Source organism: Mesorhizobium sp. M1A.F.Ca.ET.072.01.1.1 (assembly GCF_004023325.1).
GTDB lineage: Bacteria > Pseudomonadota > Alphaproteobacteria > Rhizobiales > Rhizobiaceae > Mesorhizobium.
Window position 1 is genome coordinate 1 of the sequence record NZ_RZSF01000092.1, and the last position, 20,468, is coordinate 20,468.

Genomic DNA, 20,468 nt, shown 5'->3' on the forward strand with positions numbered 1-20,468 from the left:
GAGCCGATGGGCCGCAATCGGCCTGGAGGAAAGGCCGGCTGGACCGAGCTGTTCTTTCTCGACGAGGTGACGGCGCTCGCGACCGGGCACCGGCCCTGCTTCTTCTGCCGGCGCGCGGGGGCAGCCGATTTCGTGCGGCGCTTCGGCGAGGTCTTCGGCATTGCCGAACCGCGCGCGCCGATGGTCGACAAGCGGCTGCACAAGGAGCGGCTGGCCTCCGGCGGGCGTCCGCCGGCCGTCTCATCGGACGAACTCGCCGGTTTGCCTGATGGAGCAGTCGTGGCCGAGGGGGAGACCGCCTATGCGCTCCGCGGCGGCAAGGCGCTCGAATGGTCCTTCGCAGGCTATGCCGAGCCCGTCTTGTTCAATCGCCTCGCCGGGCGATCGCTGCGACTGCTCACGCCTGCCACAAGTGTTTCGGTGCTGAGACATGGTTACGCGCCGGTCTGGCATCCGTCCGCCGATACTTGACGACAACCCGCGCCTCGCCCATTGCTCGGCCCATGCGCGCCAACTACAAAATGCAGCGGCTGTTCGTGCCGGACGATCTCGGACCGGGCTTCGAATTCGATGCTGGACAGCAGCAGAGCCACTATCTCGCGCATGTGATGCGGCTCGGCGAAGGCGCGGAGGTCCTGCTCTTCAACGGCCGCGACGGCGAGTGGTCGGCTTCGATCGCCGGCAAGACCAAGAAAGCCGTGCGGCTCAAGGTGCTTACCCTGCAGCGGCCGCAGCCGCCGCTGCCCGATCTTGTCTATTGCTTCGCCCCGCTGAAGCAGGGCCGGCTCGACTATCTGGTGCAGAAAGCGGTCGAAATGGGCGCCGGCATCCTGCAACCGGTCATCACTCAGCACACACAAGTGGCCAAGCCTGGCATTGATCGGCTGCGCGCCAATGTCGTCGAAGCGGCCGAGCAATGTGGCATCCTGGCGGTGCCAAAGGTGTGCGAAGCAGAGAAGCTGGAGCGGCTGCTCGGCGGCTGGGACAAGGAACGGCGGCTGATCTTCTGCGACGAGGATGCCTCGACCAACAATCCACTGCCAGCCTTGCAGAAGGTAAGCGAGAAGAAACTCGCGCTGCTGGTGGGGCCGGAGGGCGGCTTTTCCGATGACGAGCGCAGGATGCTGCGGGCGCTGCCCTTCGTCAGCGCCATTCCGCTCGGGCCGCGCATCCTGCGCGCCGACACCGCGGCGGTCGCGGCGCTCGCGGTGATCCAGGCGACGATCGGCGACTGGTGATCAAATCCAGTTGAGGCGTGGCTCAGGATTTTTCGCTTGATCGGCTACTGGCATTTCGTCCATCTAGCGCCCGGCGGCTAGCTGACGGCTGCGGAGGGCTTTCTTATGGCGCGCGACACAACCGATATCCAGCCCATCGAAGGCATCGAAGAACTCGTCGGCTATCTGGCGGCCGGCAACAAGCCGCGCGACAAATGGCGGATCGGCACCGAGCACGAGAAGTTCCCCTTCTATGTCGATGGCAACGCGCCGGTGCCCTATGGCGGCGAGCGCGGCATCCGCGCCATCCTGGAAGGCATGCAGGAAAAGCTCGGCTGGGATCCGATCATGGATGCCGGCCGCATCATCGGCCTGGTCGAGCCGACAGGCCAGGGCGCGATCTCGCTGGAGCCGGGCGGGCAGTTCGAGCTCTCCGGCGCGCCGCTGGAGACGATCCACCAGACCTGCCGGGAGGGCAACGCGCATCTGGCGCAGGTGCGCGAGATCGCCGAGCCGCTCGGCATCCGCTTCCTCGGCCTCGGCGGCAGCCCAAAATGGTCGCTTGCCGAAACGCCGAAAATGCCGAAGTCGCGCTACGAGATCATGACCCGCTACATGCCGAAGGTCGGCTCCAAGGGCCTCGACATGATGTATCGCACCTGCACGATCCAGGTGAATCTCGACTTCGAAAGCGAAGTCGACATGCGCCGCAAGATGCAGGTGTCGCTGAAGCTGCAGCCGCTGTCGACGGCGCTGTTCGCCAACTCGCCCTTCACCGAGAGCCGGCCGAACGGGCTGCAGAGCTGGCGCGGCGACATCTGGCGCGACACCGACAACCAGCGCTCCGGCATGCTCGAATTCTGCTTCGCGCCGGATTTCGGCTTTGCCGACTATGTCGAATGGGCGCTCGACGTGCCGATGTATTTCGTCATCCGCGACGGGCAGTATCACGACATGACGCGCTACACCTTCCGCCAGTTCATGGCGGGTGCCGCGCGCTCGCAAGTGCCCGACGGCCTGCCGACGATGGGCGACTGGGCGAACCACCTCTCCACCCTCTTCCCCGATGTGCGGCTGAAGCGCTTCCTCGAGATGCGCGGCGCCGACGGCGGACCGTGGCGGCGCATCTGCGCGCTGCCAGCTTTCTGGGTCGGCCTGCTCTATGACGAACAGGCGCTGGACGCCGCGGAGACGCTGACCTCGAGCTGGACCTACGAAGAAGCGCTGGCGATGCGCAACGCCGTGCCGGAGCACGGCATTTCGGCGCCGTTCCGCAACGCCACCTTGCGCGAGGTTGCCCGCGACGTGCTGGCCATCGCCCGCACGGGCCTGAAGAACCGCGCCAAGAAGAACCGCGACGGCTATGACGAGACGTCGTTCCTCAACACGCTCGACGAGGTCGTGGCGCGCGGCACCACCAGCGCCGAGGAGATGCTTTCGGCATATCACACGCGCTGGGGCGGCTCGATCGAGCCGGTGTTCATGGAATATGCCTACTGACCGTTCGCCGGCCACCTGAGCCGTGGCTCGGCAAAAGCTGCTTCATTCGGTGATGGAAACGAACTAGGCTCCGCCGTGAGGATATTGCGGAGGAGATCTCATGCCTTCCCTGTTCGATATTTTTTTGCAAGCCCAGAACGGCGCCGGCATGCAGGCGCTGGCCCAGCAGTTTGGCCTTTCGATGCAGCAGGCGCAGGCCGCGGTGCAGGCGCTGCTGCCGGCCTTCTCACAGGGGCTTCAGCGCAACACCGCCGATCCCTATGGAATGGGTGCTTTCATGACGGCGATGGCGAGCGGCCAGCACGCCAAGTATTTCGAGGACGCAACCCGGGCCTTCACGCCGCAAGGCATCGATGAAGGCAACGGCATTCTCGGCCATCTGTTCGGCTCGAAGGACCTGTCACGCGCTGTCGCGGCCCAGGCCGCGCAGGCGACCGGCCTGAGCCAGCAGGTGCTGCAGCAGATGCTGCCGGCGATGGCGTCGATGATGATGGGCGGATTGTTCAAGCAGACCAACAGCCAGATTCAGGCCGCCGGCGGCTTCGGTGGCGGCGGCAATCCTTTCGGCGAGATCATCGAGGAGATGATGCGGCAGGCGGGAGGCAGCGCACAGGCCCCGCAGCCGGCGCCAAATCCCTATGGCGACAATCCGCTCGGCAAGGTGCTGCAAGACATGTTCGGCGGCGGCGCCCAACAGCCGCAAAGCCAACCGCAGCAGGCGCCGAACCCTTACGGCGACAATCCGCTGGGCAAGATGTTCGAGGAAATGCTGCGGCAAGGCGGCGGTTTCGGCACGCCAGCGGGACAGCAGGCGCCGCAGCAATCCCAGCCGCAGCCGCAAGCCAATCCGAGCGGCCGGCCGAGAAATCCATTCGACGACATCTTCGGCAGGATGTTCGAGACCGGCGCGCAGCAGCGCGAGGAATATCAGAAGGGCATGGAGACGATCTTCGACCAGTTCAAGCGCGGGATGGACCGATGGTAGGGCGCTCCACTCAAAAGAAAAATGCCCGGTCCTGGAGGGGAACCGGGCAATGTGCAGGCAGGCCGGCGGGGAACCGGCAGGGAGTGTGGGAGCCTGCATGAAACTTGGTCGCGCCGAGCCCTCGAAAGGTTCAGCGCGAGCGCAAACGCAGCCGGCGAAGCCGCTCACGCGACCTTGCGGGCGAGGTCCTCGATCATATCGGCGCGCTCTTCTGCGATTGCGCGCAGCTTCACCGTCGGATCGCGGCCGAAAGGCACGCTGACGGCGACGTGGAGGTCGGCGCGGGTCAGGCCGATATCGGCAAGCTCGGCATCCGACATCTCGCCAAGGCGATAAAAGGCGCGGCGGTTTTTCCAGGCGCGGAAGGCATCGGCGACCGCATTGAGCACGCGGGTCGCAACGGCCGGACGCGTGGTGATGCGCGGGGTCTCGGAGGCGAATTCGATCGTGGTCATGTCAGTCTCTCCTTCGGAGTCGAGCGACGAAACCATGCAATCGGCGCCTGGGAGGAGCGCCGTTGCGGTCTCGATACAGTTAACGTGACGCATGTCGTTGCCCCCCAAAACCGGGGGCACTCTTGGGCGACATGCAGTGCCTTCATGTGAACAATGGCAATTTGCCACGCCGCGATTGATTAATCCAACGAATGTTTCTAATCTTTAGCATCAACACGAATGATGGATTGGACCGATGAAAGCGCCGCTCGATCTCGATCAGTTGCAGACCTTCATCTCGATTGCCGACACCGGCAGCTTCACGCGGGCTGCCGAGGAGGTGCACCGGACACAGTCTGCGGTGTCGATGCAGATGCGCCGTCTTGAGGAGCGGATCGGCAAGCCGCTGTTCGAAAAGGATGGTCGCACCAACAAGCTGACTGAGGAAGGTGACAGGCTGCTTTCCTATGCAAGGCGGCTGATCTACCTCAACCGCGAGACTTTGGCGGCCTTCGACGACCAGCGGCTCGAAGGCACGATACGGATCGGCACGCCGGATGACTATGCAGACCGCTTCCTGCCCGAGATCATGGCGCGCTTCTCGCGCTCCAACCCGCGTGTGGAGCTCACCGTCATCTGCGAGCCGACGCCGGGCCTGGTCGAGCACATCAAGCGCGGCAATCTCGACCTCGCGCTGGTGACGCACAACGACACGCGCGGCCAGTCGGAGGTGGTGCGGCGCGAGCCGCTTCTATGGGTCACCTCGGCCAATCATGCCACGCATGAGCAGGAAATCCTGCCGATGGCGTTCGGCCGGCCGAACTGCATCTGGCGGCGCGCAGCGGTCGACGTGCTCGACCGGCAGAACCGCGAATACCGCGTGCTCTTCTCCAGCTTCTCGGCGACCGTGATCACCGCCGCCGTGCTTTCCGGCCTCGCCATCTCAGTGCTGCCGGAATGCGCGCTCAGGCCCGGCATGCGCGTGCTCGGCGAGGCCGACGGGTTCGACGCGCTGCCGGATTGCCGCATCGGCATCATGCGCGGCCAGACCTCGCAGCCGGAGATCGTCGATGCTCTGGCCCGCCATATCGCGGAAAGCCTGGACAATATTTCCGTGCCGGTCAGCGAAGAGACGGGAAGCTTCGACTTCGCGGCACTCGCCTTCGCCAAGATGAAGCGGACCAAGGCAAACCAGATCCTGCCTGGATGGTAGGGGTTCAGGCGCGAGCGGCGGCGGGCTGAATCTCGTCCGGCGAAGCTAAACCGGAAAGGCCGAGCAGTTGGACCGGCTCAAGCGGCGGCGACAAGAAATAGCCCTGGAGTTGCCGGCAGCCCATTGCGACCAGCAGCATCTTCTGCGCCTCGGTCTCCACGCCCTCGGCGGTGACGTCGACCCCGAGCGCCATGGCAAGATCGATCAGGGCCTTGACGATCGCGGCCGAGTTGGCGTCGCCATCGAGAAGCCGCACGAAGGAGCGGTCTATCTTGAGCTTATCCATGGCGTGGCGACGCAAGTAGCTGAGCGATGAATAGCCGGTCCCGAAATCGTCCAGAACGATGCCGACGCCCAGCTGCCGCAAGGTGGTCAGAGCCGCCCTCGAAGCATCGCTGTTGTCCAGAAGCACGCTTTCGGTGATCTCGAACTGCAGGCGCTGCGGCGCCAGCCCGGTGTCGGCAAGGATCGACGCGACCTGTTCGGGAAAGCCGGCGTCGCGCAACTGGAGCGGCGATACGTTGACGGCGAGCCACGGCAGGCCGGTTCGCACGGCGAAACGGCAGGCCTCCTGCAGCACCCACGCGCCGAGTTGGCCGATCATGCCGCGCTCCTCGGCGATGGCGATGAATTGCGCCGCCGGCAATGCGCCATGCACATCATGCCCCCAGCGGATCAGCGCCTCCGCGCCGAGGATCGTCTTGCCGTTCGCCGCGAACACCGGCTGGTAGGCGAGCCCGATACCGGTGCCGCCGTCGAGAGCCTTGCGAAGCTCGGTCTCGACTGTGCGCTTGCGCAAGAGCAGGTCGTCCATGTCGCCGGCGAAGACCTGGTGCCGGCCCCGGCCGTTCTTCTTGGCTTCGTAAAGCGCGATGTCGGCCTTGCGCAGCAGATCGTCGGCATCCGTTTCGCCGCCGTCCGATAGCGCGATGCCGATCGAGGCGCTGACGAAGACCTGATCTTCCATGAGCTTGAACGGCTCCTGCAACTTCTGCAGCAGCCGCTCGGCGATATCCTCGGCGGCACGGATATCGCGGATGTCGACGAGGATCAGCGCGAACTCGTCGCCGCCCAGCCGCGCCACGGTATCCACCTCGCGAACGGTGTGCTGGAGCCTGGCCGCTGTCTGACGCACAAGCTCATCGCCCGCCGGATGGCCGAGCGTGTCATTGATGTGCTTGAAGCGGTCGAGATCGAGATAAAGCAACGCCACCCTTCCCATCTCGTGAACCGCCATATCCTGGCTGGCCCTGAGCAGGGCCCGACGCAAGCGGTCCTCGAACAAAGCCCGGTTGGGCAGGCCGGTGAGCGTGTCGTGGAAAGCGAGATATTGCGCGTCGTCCTGGCTTGTCTGCAGCGCGGACGAGGCGCGGCGGAGCCTGCGCAGCAGAAACGCCAGAACGCCGGCCGCGACAAGCAGCGCCAAGGCCAGCGCCGGGGCCATCTTGCGCACCAGCGTGAGACCTGGCCGTTCCTGGTCCCAGCCGACATAACCGAGGATGATACCGCGGGAATCGACCAGAGGCACCGCAGCGGCTCCGACCGATTGCGACAGCGGCACGAGACGCGCGCCGTCGAGCAGATATTTTTTGGCGATCTTGCCGATGACCGCGTCGTTGATGAACTCTACCGAAACGTGCAGATATTCGGTGCCGGGCGCCTGCGTGACCCGGTCCGTACTCGGCACCAGCGCCATGACGCTCAGGATCGCCGGTTTTCCCTGGAGCGACACAAGGTCCTCCGCGACCATCTTGGCCGGCTGGCCGGAAGCGTCCGCCTTCTGTGGCTCAGCCAGCATGCGGCGCAGCTTCTCGATGGATGGCTGCAAGGCAGGCTCGTCATCGCCATAGGCGGACGCATCGACCACCTTACCTTCCTGCATGGCATGGACCGGACGATTGGCGGCATCGAGAATGTAGACCCGGTTGTGACCGTAATAGGTATACATCCAGACGCTGAGGTTCTCCTCGATCCAGGTCCAATTGCCGGCCCTGACATTGGCGACCGCGTCATCCCAGACCGTAACGCTTTCCTGTTCACGCTGAACAGACGCAATCTGGTCCTTCAAACCCTCGTCGATGAATATTTTCTGCCGTTCGAGCGAGGCGTTGTCAGCCTGGGCTGCCGCGTAGAAGCCGAAGCCGACGACCATGGCCAGCGCGAAAACGGCCAACGTCAGGACGGTCAGCGTCACCTGATGCGTCAAAGGTCTGGTGTTGGCGGTTGCGCTCATGTGTTTCCGGCTGGCTCTTGCTACCGCCAGTCAAAGCAAATCGGGCTTAAGATCGCGTTATAATATTAGCGAGATTTCAGCTCTGCCTTGACGCCGCCCGATAAGCGTTCCCCAATCAGAGCATGAGCGAAGCAGCAACCGAATCACGCAGCAATGCCACCGAATATACGGTGAGCGAGATTTCCGGCGCGTTGAAGCGCACGGTCGAGGATGCTTTCGGCAATGTGCGGGTGCGCGGCGAGATTTCCGGCTACCGCGGCCCGCATTCCTCCGGGCACGCCTATTTCGCGCTGAAGGACGACCGTGCGCGGATCGAGGCCGTGGTCTGGAAGACCACGATGGCGCGGCTGAAATTCCGCCCCGAGGAAGGGATGGAAGTGATCGCCAGCGGCAGGCTGACGACCTATCCCGGAAAATCCAACTACCAGATCGTCATCGACAATCTGGAGCCGGCCGGCGCCGGCGCGCTGATGGCGCTGCTGGAAGAGCGCAAGCGGCGGCTGCAGGCCGAAGGCCTGTTCGATGCCGGCCGCAAGCGGCGGTTACCATTCATGCCGCGCGTCATCGGCGTCATCACCTCGCCCACGGGCTCGGTGATCCGCGACATCATCCATCGCATCAAGGACCGTTTTCCGCTCACTGTGCTGGTGTGGCCGGTCCGGGTCCAGGGCGACACGACCGCAAAGGAAGTGACCGCAGCCGTCAACGGCTTCAACGCACTGACCTGGGACGGCGCAATCCGCCAGCCCGATCTCCTGATCGTGGCGCGCGGCGGCGGCAGCCTCGAGGACCTTTGGGGTTTCAACGACGAAGGGCTGGCGCGCGCCGTCGCCGCCTCGCGCATTCCGATCATCTCGGCCGTCGGACACGAGACCGATTGGACGTTGGTAGATTTCGTCGCCGACATGCGGGCGCCGACGCCGACGGGCGCCGCCGAGATGGCAGTGCCGGTCAAGGCGGAGCTCGAAGCGACACTGGCAAATCTCGGCGCGCGGCTTAGTGCCTGCACCTCGCGGCACCTGGATCGCAAGCGCCAGGCGGTGCGCGCCGCGGCGCGGGCGCTCCCCTCACCCGACCAGCTGCTGGCGTTGCCGCGCAGGCGCTTCGACGAGGCAACGAGCCGGCTCGGCCGCGGGCTGACGGTGAGCATCGAACGCAAGCGCGCAAGGCTGGAGCGGCAGCGGCTGACGCCGGCCACCTTGTCGCGTCGCCTCAATGAGACGCGCAGGCTGACAGGCCGCGACATCGCCCGCGCGCGGGCCGCGTTCTTCGCAATCGTGCGGCAAAGCCGGGCGCGCTTTCAGCGCAACTCGGCAAGGCTGTCGCCGGCGCCGGTCGTCAGGCGCCAGAAGCTGCAGGCCGACACGCTGGCCGGACTGACCCGCCGCCAGGAGCAGGCGACGGCGCGGCGGCTTGACCGCCTGCGTGCCGCTCTTACCCAGGCCGACCGGCTGCTCACCACGCTGTCGCACAAGGCCGTGCTGGCGCGCGGCTTCGCGCTGGTCAAGGACGCCGATGGGACCGTCGTCAAGCGCGTCGCGGAGCTGGCGCCGGGTGCGGCGCTGCAGCTGGAGTTCGCCGACGGCAATGCAGAGGCCATCGCCACCAGCGGCGGCGCGCGGCCGAAGTTGGCCGCCAAGCCCTCGGGCAAGGCCAAGGAGCCGGACAACCAGGGCTCGTTGTTCTGAAATGAGCAGGAGCGACCCGCATCTGCGCACGCCGTCGGGCAAGCCGCGCCTGCGCTCGTTCAACGTCGCACTGGACGGCACGCCCGGCCGCTTCAACGCCATCACCGACGTGCCGGGCGTCGCGGTCGGCTATACGACGCTGATTGCCGGCGGGGGCCCGCTGCAAGTCGGGATAGGACCGGTGCGCACCGGCGTGACTGCGATCCTGCCGAGACCTGTCGGCCAACTGGCGACGCCGGTGTTTGCCGGCGTGTTCAGCCAGAACGGCAATGGCGAGCTGACCGGCACGCATATCATCGAGGAGACCGGCGCCTTCGACCTGCCGGTTACCATCACCAACACCCATTCCTGCGGCCTTACCCGCGACGGAACGCTGCGCTGGATGAGCCGGGGGCTGCCGGCGGCGCTCGACAGCGCCTGGGGCCTGCCGGTGGCGGCGGAGACCTATGACGGCTTCCTCAACGACATCAACGGCCACCATGTGAGCTTCGAGCATGTCGCCTCGGCGCTCGACGGCGCGACGGACGGCGCGATTGAGGAAGGCAGCGTCGGCGGCGGCACCGGCATGATCTCGTTCGGCTTCAAGGCCGGGTCAGGCACCGCCTCGCGCATCGTCGAATGGCAAGACAGAAGCTACATGCTCGGCGTGTTCGTGCAGGCGAATTTCGGCAAGCGGCGCAACTTCACCATTCGCGGCCGGCATGTCGGGCCGGAACTCGCCGAGCCGGCGATCCGCGAAGGCACGCCGCGCGCCGAAAAGGGCTCGATCATCGCCGTCGTCGCCACCGATGCGCCATTCCTGCCGCACCAGATGAAGCGCCTCGCCAGGCGCGTGCCGCTCGGCATCGCCCTGACCGGCGGCTACGGCTACCACAGCTCGGGCGATATCTTTCTTGCCTTCTCGACCGCCAATCCCGAGGCCGCGCTGGCGGCTTCAGGCCGCGTCGCCCGCGCGGAGTTCATTCCCGATGTCGATATCGACCCGTTCTTCGATGCTGTGGTGCAAGGGGTGGAGGAGGCGATCCTCAACGCGCTCGTCGCCAATGAGGACATGACCGGGCGCGACGGCAATTTCGTGCCGGCGCTGCCAAAGGCGTGGCTGAAGGACAATTTCGGCTAAGTCGGACGCTCGGCTGAGGTCAGACAAACCGCGCGCACGGTATCTTATTCGGACGGCTTGTCCGACGTCGTCCGTTGCTCGCTCTCTTCGGCGACTTCCTCAAGGCGCGAAGCGATCAGTTCCTGGATGTCGCCGACCTCTTCCTGGATGTCTTCCAGAAGGATGCCTTCCTCGGCGGCCTTGGCGCAGCACTCCTTGGCGAGAGTTTCGGCCTGCTCGTCGATCTTCACCGGCGAATGCTGGCATTGGACCTTTTCGCCAATCCATCCGCGCAAGAACTCGATCGCATGTTCACTCATACTGCTTTTCCCTAGCGGCAATGCCGGTTGGTAGTCATGAACGCTCGCGTCCCGCCACGGGACGCAGGCCCATTCGAGCCGAGTCGGCCTCTGCCGGCAAGACGTCTTGCCAATGGGACAAGATGCCTTGCCCATGGGACAAGATGCCTTGCTCAGGGTCCGCGGAGCCGAAGGACTGGAAAGGTTCGAGGGACACGTTCAGATTGTTGAGGATGATGCTTTGGCCAGGATCGTCAAAGATCCGCTCTGTTGTTTTTGCTTGTTTTCTTCCGGTTTTTCAGACCGATTTCCGTCACAACACCACGCATTTACGGCGATCTCGCAGGCGCAGCCAAGGGGCGAGAAACCGAAAGCCGCCGCTATATAGTGATATCCCCATACAATGTCGACTCTGATCGTCGTGCCTGCTTCTTTCCGCCGCGTCAGGCGGGCGGCGGACAGCCTTTCGGGGAAGGTCTCGGCACCCTGCTGCGCATCTGGGCATGACGCTGCGCCATACTTGGCAGGTGGCGATCACCATCGCCTCGACTTTCGTTGCCGCGACGCTGCAGCTTCTCATTCCACATTCGTTGCGGCGCGCCATCGACCAGGCGCAGGGCGTGATGGTTGCGGGCGGCGGGACGGCTGCCGAACAGGCGCTTCGGAACACGGCTCTGATACTGCTGGTCGTCAGCGTCCTGCGCGGTCTTTTCACGATGGCGCAGAACGAGGCCGTCGGCCATCAGACCGGCTATGAGCTGAGCCTGGCCTTCTTCGAGGTGCGCGGGCTGCTCAGCCTGAGCTGCCCTTCGTCGCCCGGCGATGCTTCGTCACCCAATAGAGGAATGGGACGCGGCGGCCGGAAAAGCGACGTGACCGCCAGGAAGTCGATGGTACCGTTGGCTGGGCTCGAACCAGCGACCCCCAGATCCACAATCTGGTGCTCTAACCAACTGAGCTACAACGGCACATCCGCCTGAGCGCAATCCGAGGAGAAATCATTCCCCGCGTCCGCTCCGTCGTCGGCGATGCGTCCAATACGGATTATCGGAGTCTAATTCAAGGCCTTTGATGAGGCAAAGATCCGATGAACGAACCCGCGCAGTCCCGATTGGGCAAAAGAAAAGGCCGGCGGGAGGAGGTGCCGGCCTTTTCCTGTTACGAGCCAGCGGGAGGAGGAGCTGGCTGGTCACCCCGGAGAGCAAAGGGAGGAGGTTCACACTCCGGGTATTCATCTTATCAATTCATCGCACATCTATTTGTCTGACGAAATGCGACGTTTTGATGCATCGTTGAGTTGCGCCTGAAATCAGGCCGCCTTGATGTCCTTGAACGCCTTCTCGAAAGCGGTCTTCACCGGCTTCGAGACGTCCTCGACAGCCTTGGAGGCGACGGCCTGAAAGTCCTTGGCCTGCTCGACGGCCATCTCGGCGCGCTTGCGCAGGAAGGCAGTCTGCAGCTCGACGACTTCCGACAGCGTCTTGGCGCTGACCAGGGCTTCAAGGTGCGAGAAGCTGGCCTCGGCATTGGCGCGAAGGATGGCGATGGTCTTCAGCGAGACATCGCCGGAAACGGTCTTGGCGGTCTCGTAGGTCGACTCCAGAACCTTCTGGGTCTCCTCGGCGCCGTTCTTCAGTTTGGTATAGGCCTCTTTCGACTGCTCGACGCCTTTCTCGGCGAAGGCGCGGATCTGGTCGGTGGCCTTGGAAGCGTCAAAGCTCGGGAATTCAACGTTCTCGATGGTCTCAGCGGTCTTGGCAGTCTTGGACATTTTCCAACCTTTCAAGGGCAGCGGCTTTGACGGAAAGCCGTCTCGTTCATGTATGATGGCAATATAAAGGCAAGTTTTGTGCATTGCAATATCTTTGTTGCACTGCACCATAAAAAAATCGCCCCGCCATTAACCAAGAGCCCAGAGATTTCGGCCGATACACGGCATGGCTTGTGGACCTTGGTCCCGTACGCTTTTATTAACAAAGCGTTAACTCAAAAAGCCCGCCTGGAAGGTCCGCCAGTGCCGCCTGAAAACTACTCCTTCCTCGACGTCGCCGTGCTCGACGCTGTGCGCCAGCGCTTCGCCGCCGGCGACGCGCTGGCCATACTGTCGGCCGATCTCGAGCAGGTGATCTGGGCCAACGGGCCAGGTGCCGCGGTTTTCGGCTATCCGGAAATCGAAGCAATCATCGGCGCTTCCGCGCGGCTGCCGCTAATTGCCAGGCGGCAGATCATGGCGACCAGCGGCTTTCCGGATATCGGCAGCGACCGCGCCGTCACCGTGCGGCTGGCGACCGGCATGGTCAGCCGCGCCGTCGGCTTGCTCGCCAGCGCGGTAACGATGCCGGACGGCGAAAAGGCGATCATGCTGGCGATGCCCGCGGCGCAGACCGGCTCGCGCGGCGCCGCCGAAATCGCCAGCCGCGCCATTGGCGGCTTCACCGAGGCCGGACATTTCATCGCCTTCGTCGATGCCCAAGGCCATGTCGAGGCGGCTTCGGAGGGATTTGCCGCGCTCGGCATCAGGCCGGAGACGCTCGCCGCCCTGGTCGCGGACGTGGCAAGTGTTGGAGACCGCATCGTCAAGCGGCTTGTTCCCGGCGCAAGTACCTCGTACCCGGCCGGCTTTGCGCGCTTGACCGACGCGCGCCATCTCCTGGTGGTGATCGACGAAGACCAGCTCGACGGCGAGCGGAACGACCAGCCCGACGCCGGTAAGTCGGCAGCGCCGGAAAGCGCGCCCGCCGTCTCCGAAGACAAAAACACCACAGTCAGCGCCGAGCCGGGCCGAGAGAACAATACCCAGTCTCCGGCCGCGGCAACGGGCGAAAAAGCAGACGCGGCCCCGGCGGCGGCCACGGATGACGCCCAGCCAACGCAAAGGACCGCGGCCACGGCCGACCGCGCGCCGGATGCTGCGCTGGTAGGCGGTGCCGGCCCGGCGCAGCATGACCATTGGTATTTCAATGCCGGCGGCGACGATGTGAAGGGGCCGGAGAGGCCGCCACAGATCGGACCGGCGGAGGTCGCGGCCGGAAGCCGGCAGCACACCGCCGGAACGGCGGCGGCCGAGCCGAGCGCGGCGCGCAACATCGACCGTTCGGCGCCGCCGCTGCGTTTCGTCTGGCGGACCGACGCCGAAGGCAAGTTCAGCGCGCTGTCGCCGGAATTCGCCGATATCGTCGGCAAACCCGCCGCCGATGTGATCGGTCGCCGCTTCAGGGATGTCGCGACGACTTTCGGCCTCGACGCATCGGGCGAGATCGCCACTCTGCTCGAGCGGCGCGATACCTGGTCGGGACGCTCGGTGCTGTGGCCGGTGGCGGGCACGGACCTGAAGATCCCCGTCGATCTTGCGGCGCTGCCGGTCTATGGCCGCAGCCGCGCCTTCGAAGGCTTCCGCGGCTTCGGCGTCGCGCGCAGCGCCGACGCCGTTGTCGACCCGGAAGCGCTCGGCATGGCGCTGGTGCCCAATGGCGCCGCTCCGACAGAACCCGAACCTGCCGCCGGGCAACCCGCGGCCGAGCCGGCGAAACCTGCCGACCCGTTCCTGGGCGAAGTGCCGGCGCTGACCATCGTGCCCAAGCCGGAGCGCCGCTATGCCGACAAGGTGATCCGGCTGGCCGAGCACCGGCAGCCGGCCAACGACAAGCAGCCGGGAAATGACAGGCCGGCGAGTGAGAAAGGGCTGTCGATCCTCGAGCGCAGCGCCTTTCGCGAAATCGGCGAGCGGCTGCGGAAGGACAGTTCCGGCCCTGCCGAGCCGCCAAGCGGCGTAACCGCGGGTGCTCAAAAGCAACCAGATGCGGCTGCAACCGCCGACAATGCTCCCACGGCCGAACAACCGACCGGTGAGAGGAAGACCGACCACTCCGATCTGAACGCGACTGACGCGACCTCGCCTGAGCCGGCCATGCCGGAAGGCAACGAGGCCATTGATACGGCCGAAGCGGAGACCGAGGCGGAAGATCAGAAGGATCTGGCTCGGCTCGACGGCCTCGATGTTCCCGAGGCACCCGCTGGAAAAGACGAAACGCCCGCTGTCTCCGGCTCGTTGCTCAACTATGCCGGGCGCGAGAACGCTGCCGACGAAGCGCAGGAAGCGGCGGGCTCCGACAACCGCCAAACCGCAGCGGCGGACAGGGCAGCCGAACCGACGGCCGAGCGGCCGGCAGCCGAAGCCCCTGCCCCAGAGGCAGGCGCTGGCGACGACGACGGTATGACCGCCGACGATTTTCGCGACGCGGAAGACAGCGAGGACTGGGCCGGTTCCAACCGGGACGGCGCCCTGCCCGCGCCTGAACAGCCTGGCGAAGCGAAAGCGCGGCCGGAAAGGCCGCGCCTCAGGGAGCCGCCGCTCAAGCTCGAGGGCTTCGTGCCCTCGGCTTTCTCAACCGGGGAAGGAGGCAGGGCTCCCGACACGTCCATCCTCGCCAGGCTGCCTGTGCCGCTGCTCATCCATTCCGGCGACGTGCTGCACTATGCCAATGAGGCGTTTCTCGAGCTCACCGGCTACGACGCGCTGGAAGACCTTGCCGATGCTGGCGGGCTCGGCGCGCTGTTCGCCGACCATTACGCCGATGATGGCGAGACCGACGAAAGCGATCGTTCACTGAAGCTCACAACCCGCCAGGGCCAGGAATTCCCGATCGATGCGCTCCTGCGCTCGGTGCCGTGGTGCGGCGGCAAGGCGCTGATGCTGGTGGTTCGTCGCTCGGGCGAGGACGAGGCGCCCTCCGCCCATCTCAGCGCGGCCAATGACGAGCCGAACCAGCAGCCGGACGTGTCCGAGCTGAAGTCGCGAATCGCTGAAATGCGCACCATCATCGACACCGCCACCGACGGCGTGGTGCTGATCGGCCGCGACGGCAACATCCGCTCGATCAGCCGCCCGGCTGAAGCCCTGTTCGGCTTTGACAGCGACGAGATCGCCGGCAAGCCCTTTGCCTCGCTGTTTGCCATCGAGAGCCAGCGCGCGGCGCGCGACTATCTCGTCGGCCTTTCCGAACCTGGCGTGGCAAGCTTGCTGAACGACGGGCGCGAGGTGATCGGCCGCGAGGCGCAAGGGCGCTTCATCCCGCTGTTCATGACCATCGGCAGGCTGCCCAACGACAGCGGCTTCTGCGCCGTCGTGCGCGACATCACGCAGTGGAAGCGGGCCGAGGAAGACCTCACCCAGGCGCGCGCCGTGGCCGAGCGCGCCTCCTCGCAGAAGACGGATTTCCTGGCCCGCATCAGCCATGAGATCCGCACGCCGCTCAACGCCATCATCGGCTTTTCCGAACTGATGGTGGACGAGAAGTTCGGCCCGGTCGCCAACGACCGCTACCGCGACTATCTGCGTGACATCAACCGTTCGGGCAACCACGTGCTCGACCTCGTCAACGACCTGCTCGACATCTCCAAGATCGAGGCCGGCCAGCAGGAGATGTCCTATGAGGCGGTGTCGCTCAACGACACGCTGGCCGAAACGGTGGCGATGATGCAGCCGCAAGCCAACCGCGAGCGCGTCATCATCCGCTCGAGCTTCGCCTCGCGGCTGCCGGAAGTGGTGGCGGATTTGCGGAGTGTGCGCCAGATTGCGTTGAACATCCTGTCGAACGCCATCCGCTATACCCAGGCCGGCGGCCAGGTTATCGTGTCCACCGCCTACGAGACCTCCGGCGACGTCGTCATGCGCGTGCGCGATACCGGCATCGGCATGACGCCGGCCGAGATCGAGCAGGCACTGAAGCCCTTCAAGCAGATCAATGCGCTCAAACGCGGCCGCGGCGACGGCACTGGCCTCGGGCTGCCTCTGACCAAGGCGATGGTGGAGGCCAACCGTGCCCGCTTCACTATCACATCGACACCTGGCGAAGGCACGCTGGTCGAGGTCGTCTTCCCATCGACGCGCGTGCTGGCCGAATAACGATCCGCAAGACCGAGCTTCGGCCAAAGAAAAAGGCGCCCTGGAGGACGCCTTGGAAAATGGGATGCTGTCACAACGGGGCTTGAGCTGAACCTCAGGGGACGAGGAACGGGATTTCTCCCTCAAGTTACACGCGACTATCGGCGCCGTCCCTTAACAAGTCCTTACCGGGAGCCAAAAAAATTTACGAATGTGTACCACTCGTGAAATCTAGGTAAATTGGACCGACACTATTTCTTAACCATGCCGGGGAGGCCTAATCAGCAAGCTGTGGCAGGTTCCTGAACAGCTCCAGCGCCTCGGGATTGGCGAGCGCTTCCTTGTTCTTGATGGCGCGACCATGCACCACGTCGCGCACGGCAAGCTCGGTGATCTTGCCCGACTTGGTGCGCGGGATGTCGGTGACGGCAACGATCTTCGCCGGCACATGGCGGGGGCTGGCGCCCGAGCGGATTCTGGCGCGGATGCGCTTTTCCAGATCCTCATCGAGGCTCACGCCGGCGGCCAGCCGCACGAACAGCACGACGCGCACGTCGTTGTCGAAATCCTGGCCGATGCAGAGCGCCTCCAGGATTTCCGGCATCTGCTCGACCTGGTTGTAGATCTCAGCCGTGCCTATCCTGACCCCACCGGGATTGAGCGTGGCGTCGGAGCGGCCATGGATGATCATGCCGCCATGCGCGGTCCATTCGGCGAAGTCGCCATGGCACCAGATGTTGTCGAAGCGCTCGAAATAGGCCGCGTGGTACTTCTTGCCATCCGGATCGTTCCAGAAGCCGATCGGCATCGACGGGAATGCCTTGGTGCAGACGAGTTCGCCCTTCTCCTGCCGGACCGGCTTGCCGTCGTCGTCCCACACGTCCACCGCCAGTCCGAGGCCCGGCCCCTGGATCTCGCCGGTCCAGACCGGCTCGGTCGGGACACCCAGCACGAAGCAGGAAACGATGTCGGTGCCGCCGGATATCGAGGCGAGATGCACGTCCTTCTTGATGCCGTCATAGACGAAGCGGAAATCCTCCGGCGACAGCGGCGAGCCGGTGGATGAGATGGTCCGCACGCTTGCAAGGTCGTGGCTGTCGATCGGCTTCAGCCCTGCCTTGCGTACGGAATCGATGAATTTCGCCGAAGTACCGAAATAGGTCATCTTCTCGGCATCGGCGAAATCGAACAGCGCATTGCCGTCGGGGTAGAAGGGCGAACCGTCATAGAGCAGCAACGTCGCCCCCGAGGCGAGGCCTGAGACCAGCCAGTTCCACATCATCCAGCCGCAGGTGGTGAAGTAGAAAAAGCGATCGCCGTCGAGCAGGCCGGCATGCAGCCGCTGTTCCTTGACATGCTGGATCAGCGTGCCGCCGACCGAGTGCACGATGCATTTCGGGATTCCGGTCGTGCCGGAGGAGAACAGAATGTAGAGCGGGTGCGAAAAAGGCAGCCGCTCGAAGGCGAGCGGCCTGGCGGCAAAGGGCGAGAGCGCTCCTTCCAGCGCCTCGGCCTTGTCGATAGTGGCGGCGACATCGGCCGACGTGCCGAGATAGTCGACGATCAGCACCTTGCGCACGGTCGCGAGTTTCTCGGCCACCGCGCGGATCTTGTCGGCGACCTCAATGGCTTTGCCGTTGTACCAATAGCCGTCAGGCGCGATGAAGACGACCGGCTCGATCTGGCCGAAACGGTCGAGCACGCCCTGTTCGCCGAAATCCGGTGAGCAGGAAGACCAGACCGCGCCGATCGAGGCGGCAGCCAGCATGGCAGCGACCGTCTCCGGCATGTTGGGCATCATGGCGGCGATGCGATCGCCCTCTCTGACGCCGATCGACAGGAAGAGCTGCTGCAGGCGCGAAGTGAGCGCATGGAGCTCGTTCCAGGACAGCCGGCGCTCGACCTTGTCCTCGCCGCGGAAGACGATAGCGAGGCTGCCGCCGTTTTTTTTCAGAAGGTTCTCGGCGAAATTGAGTTTCGCATCGGGAAAGAAGGCGGCACCAGGCATCTTCTCGCCATCGACCAGAGCCCGCTCGCCCTTGTCGCCGACAAGTCCGCAAAAGTCCCAGACGAGGTCCCAGAACGCCTCGCGGTCGTCGATCGACCAGCGGTGGAGCTCGGCATAGCTGGAGAAAGCCTGGCCAGACTTCGCAACCGCAGCTTTCATGAAGGCGGTCATGGGCGCGGAGGCGATCCGGTCCTGCGTCGGCGTCCACAAGGGGGTGTCGGCAGCCATATCGTTCCTCCCAAAGCGCGTCGCGATTGCGGCAATTAAGCCTGATGTCGCCTGCGTCGTTGTCCCAAAACCGGCGTGGCGTTGGCGGACCGGACGGGTTTATCGCTTATGCATACCGCAGCGCAGCAGAGCAAGATTTTGTTGAAATGGCCGGCAAGGACACGGCGCAAACGCCATCGGAGGGCCATAAAGACTTGAAAAGCGTCGGCGCTCGGCTACACCCGTCGGGCGATTTGTCGGCAATGGAAACTCACGGGGCGAGATGAGATCATCTTTGATCCGGCGCGGGGTATGGGTAATCGGCGTTGCGGTGCTGGTCATCGCGCTCGCCGTCGCCGCCTTGCCGCTGATTGCCTCGACGCGCATCGTACGCGACCGCATCGCTTGGGAATTGAGCGCCTGGAGCGGTTTTCGCGTGACGATCGACGGCTCGCCGCGCATCGAGGTGTGGCCTAAGTTCCGAGCCATCCTCAGCGATGTGACGCTGTCGCAATGGACGGAGACCGACGCGCCGCCGGTGATCGAAGCCGAGCGCGTCGAAGTCGATCTCTCGGCCATGGCCGCCGTGCAGGGCGACGTCCAATTCTCGACGGCACGGCTGGTGCGGCCGACGATCAGGGTGGAGCGCAAGGCGAGCGGCCTCTATCTGCCGCCGCTGCCGACCGGCGGCCGCATCACGCGCTCGATCGACACTGCGCGCGGCGTGGTCACCGCGAACCCGCAGAAGCCCGACCTCGGCAGACTCCCTTCCGATCCGTTCGGCATCGTCGAGTTCCGCGACGGCCGCGTCGTGACCTCGGTTGGCGGCAAGGATACCGAGATCCTGAGCAGCCTCAGCGGCCAGGTGAACTGGGCGGCGATGAACAGCGACGCCGCGCTCACGGCGACCGGCATATGGCGCGGCGAAAGCGTCCAGATCGATTTTTCCTCGGCGAAGCCGCTGGTGCTGTTTGCCGGAGGGGTCGCCCCCGTCACGCTCGCCTTCAAGGCGGCGCCCGCCACGCTTTCTTTCGACGGCGTCGCCTCGATGTCGGAGAACGGCTATCTGGACGGCCAGGCGAAATTCACCGCCCCTTCGCTGCGACGCCTGCTCGAATGGTCGCAGGCCGGCATGGCGCCTGGTGCTGCGATCGGCTCCGTCTCGGTCGCGAGCAAGGTGGCGGCCTCGGCGGGACGCGCGAAGTTCGAGAACACGACGGTGGCGCTGGACAACAACCCCGGCATGGGAGCGCTGGACTTTTCGTTCAGCGAGCCCCTGCCCGTCATTTCCGGCACGCTTGCGTTCGATACGCTCGATCTTCGATCGGTGCTTTCCGCTTTCACGCCGATCGCTCCGGCCGGCCAGGCAGCCCCCGGCGAGTTCGACACCGGCTTCGCCGACAAGATCAACCTCGATCTCAGGCTGTCGGCAGCGCACGCCACCGCCGGCCCGATACAGCTTGCCGATGTCGCCGCGACCGCGCAGGTCAAGAACGGGCTTGCCGTCTTCGACATCTCCGACGCGTCGGCCTTCAACGGCAACATCCAGAGCAGCCTGCGCTTCGACCGCAAGCCGGACGGCACGCAGGTCGAGTTGCGGCTTTTGGCATCGGACGTCGACACCGGCGCCTTCGCCACCGCGGCGGGGATGACGCGGCTGGTGCCGGCCGGAACCGGAACCGTCTCGGTCATTCTGAAGGG

At 64.9% G+C, this 20,468-nt stretch carries 15 protein-coding genes and 1 tRNA gene; 9 read left to right on the top strand and 7 right to left on the bottom strand.

Going from position 1 to position 20,468, the window contains the following annotated elements:
* The 4 genes from EOA32_RS15160 to EOA32_RS15175 form a co-directional block, all read left to right on the top strand.
* Positions 1–471: hypothetical protein (locus EOA32_RS15160; protein WP_128372177.1), on the top strand; the 471-nt coding region annotated here is incomplete at its 5' end.
* Between the two features lie 32 nt (positions 472–503).
* Complete coding sequence (locus tag EOA32_RS15165; RefSeq protein WP_128372178.1) at positions 504–1,238, top strand: 16S rRNA (uracil(1498)-N(3))-methyltransferase; 735 nt, start codon at positions 504–506, stop codon at positions 1,236–1,238.
* 105 nt (positions 1,239–1,343) lie between these two features.
* Positions 1,344–2,717 (top strand): glutamate--cysteine ligase, encoded by a 1,374-nt coding sequence (locus EOA32_RS15170; protein ID WP_128372179.1) that lies wholly within the window; start codon positions 1,344–1,346, stop codon positions 2,715–2,717.
* 100 nt (positions 2,718–2,817) lie between these two features.
* On the top strand, positions 2,818–3,702 hold the full coding sequence (locus EOA32_RS15175; protein WP_128372180.1) for a DUF937 domain-containing protein: 885 nt from the start codon (positions 2,818–2,820) through the stop codon (positions 3,700–3,702).
* A gap of 164 nt (positions 3,703–3,866) precedes the next feature.
* Here the strand turns inward: EOA32_RS15175 and EOA32_RS15180 are convergent, their stop codons facing one another.
* A complete protein-coding gene (locus EOA32_RS15180) occupies positions 3,867–4,157 on the bottom strand; it encodes a DUF1127 domain-containing protein (RefSeq protein WP_067327317.1) in 291 nt (96 codons plus the stop codon).
* 235 nt (positions 4,158–4,392) lie between these two features.
* On the opposite strand from EOA32_RS15180, the gene EOA32_RS15185 reads away from it, so the two are divergent.
* Positions 4,393–5,349, top strand: coding sequence for a LysR substrate-binding domain-containing protein (locus EOA32_RS15185; protein WP_066989268.1), 957 nt, complete (start codon positions 4,393–4,395; stop codon positions 5,347–5,349).
* Positions 5,350–5,353: 4 nt separating this feature from the next.
* Here EOA32_RS15185 and EOA32_RS15190 read toward each other — a convergent pair whose 3' ends face one another.
* Positions 5,354–7,582: an EAL domain-containing protein gene (locus EOA32_RS15190; RefSeq protein WP_128372181.1), complete on the bottom strand. Its 2,229-nt coding sequence runs from the start codon at positions 7,580–7,582 to the stop codon at positions 5,354–5,356.
* 122 nt (positions 7,583–7,704) lie between these two features.
* Between EOA32_RS15190 and xseA the strand changes: the two genes are divergently transcribed.
* Entirely contained in the window at positions 7,705–9,270 is a 1,566-nt protein-coding gene (gene xseA, locus EOA32_RS15195) for an exodeoxyribonuclease VII large subunit (protein WP_128372182.1), read from the top strand.
* Between the two features lies 1 nt (position 9,271).
* Positions 9,272–10,390: a P1 family peptidase gene (locus tag EOA32_RS15200; RefSeq protein ID WP_128372183.1), complete on the top strand. Its 1,119-nt coding sequence runs from the start codon at positions 9,272–9,274 to the stop codon at positions 10,388–10,390.
* Positions 10,391–10,434: 44 nt separating this feature from the next.
* Here the strand turns inward: EOA32_RS15200 and EOA32_RS15205 are convergent, their stop codons facing one another.
* The 4 genes from EOA32_RS15205 to EOA32_RS15220 all read right to left on the bottom strand — a co-directional run bounded on the left by EOA32_RS15205 (position 10,435) and on the right by EOA32_RS15220 (position 12,439).
* The gene (locus EOA32_RS15205; protein ID WP_128372184.1) at positions 10,435–10,689 is read right to left on the bottom strand and encodes a DUF768 domain-containing protein; all 255 of its coding nucleotides are present in this window, start codon (positions 10,687–10,689) and stop codon (positions 10,435–10,437) included.
* A gap of 422 nt (positions 10,690–11,111) precedes the next feature.
* Positions 11,112–11,411 carry a hypothetical protein gene (locus EOA32_RS15210; protein ID WP_095776392.1) on the bottom strand — a complete coding sequence of 100 codons (300 nt, stop codon included), beginning with the start codon at positions 11,409–11,411 and terminating at the stop codon, positions 11,112–11,114.
* A 148-nt stretch (positions 11,412–11,559) separates the two neighbouring features.
* Positions 11,560–11,636, bottom strand: a tRNA-His gene (locus tag EOA32_RS15215).
* 341 nt (positions 11,637–11,977) lie between these two features.
* Positions 11,978–12,439, bottom strand: a complete 462-nt coding sequence (locus EOA32_RS15220; protein WP_128372185.1) for a phasin — start codon at positions 12,437–12,439, stop codon at positions 11,978–11,980.
* Between the two features lie 243 nt (positions 12,440–12,682).
* Here EOA32_RS15220 and EOA32_RS15225 point away from each other — a divergent pair, with 243 nt between their 5' ends.
* Complete coding sequence (locus tag EOA32_RS15225) at positions 12,683–16,573, top strand: PAS domain S-box protein (protein ID WP_245499279.1); 3,891 nt, start codon at positions 12,683–12,685, stop codon at positions 16,571–16,573.
* A 256-nt stretch (positions 16,574–16,829) separates the two neighbouring features.
* On the opposite strand, the gene EOA32_RS15230 is transcribed toward EOA32_RS15225, so the two are convergent.
* A complete protein-coding gene (locus EOA32_RS15230; RefSeq protein WP_128372187.1) occupies positions 16,830–18,788 on the bottom strand; it encodes an acetoacetate--CoA ligase in 1,959 nt (652 codons plus the stop codon).
* Between the two features lie 262 nt (positions 18,789–19,050).
* Here EOA32_RS15230 and EOA32_RS15235 point away from each other — a divergent pair.
* On the top strand, positions 19,051–20,468 hold a 1,418-nt coding region (locus EOA32_RS15235; protein ID WP_145971300.1), incomplete at its 3' end, for an AsmA family protein.

Coding starts and splice junctions, on each gene's coding strand:
- EOA32_RS15165 (WP_128372178.1), top strand. CDS start 504: ATGCGCGCCAACTACAAAATGCAGCGGCTGTTCGTGCCGGACGATCTC.
- EOA32_RS15170 (WP_128372179.1), top strand. CDS start 1,344: ATGGCGCGCGACACAACCGATATCCAGCCCATCGAAGGCATCGAAGAA.
- EOA32_RS15175 (WP_128372180.1), top strand. CDS start 2,818: ATGCCTTCCCTGTTCGATATTTTTTTGCAAGCCCAGAACGGCGCCGGC.
- EOA32_RS15180 (WP_067327317.1), bottom strand. CDS start 4,157: ATGACCACGATCGAATTCGCCTCCGAGACCCCGCGCATCACCACGCGT.
- EOA32_RS15185 (WP_066989268.1), top strand. CDS start 4,393: ATGAAAGCGCCGCTCGATCTCGATCAGTTGCAGACCTTCATCTCGATT.
- EOA32_RS15190 (WP_128372181.1), bottom strand. CDS start 7,582: ATGAGCGCAACCGCCAACACCAGACCTTTGACGCATCAGGTGACGCTG.
- xseA (WP_128372182.1), top strand. CDS start 7,705: ATGAGCGAAGCAGCAACCGAATCACGCAGCAATGCCACCGAATATACG.
- EOA32_RS15200 (WP_128372183.1), top strand. CDS start 9,272: ATGAGCAGGAGCGACCCGCATCTGCGCACGCCGTCGGGCAAGCCGCGC.
- EOA32_RS15205 (WP_128372184.1), bottom strand. CDS start 10,689: ATGAGTGAACATGCGATCGAGTTCTTGCGCGGATGGATTGGCGAAAAG.
- EOA32_RS15210 (WP_095776392.1), bottom strand. CDS start 11,411: ATGGCCGACGGCCTCGTTCTGCGCCATCGTGAAAAGACCGCGCAGGAC.
- EOA32_RS15220 (WP_128372185.1), bottom strand. CDS start 12,439: ATGTCCAAGACTGCCAAGACCGCTGAGACCATCGAGAACGTTGAATTC.
- EOA32_RS15230 (WP_128372187.1), bottom strand. CDS start 18,788: ATGGCTGCCGACACCCCCTTGTGGACGCCGACGCAGGACCGGATCGCC.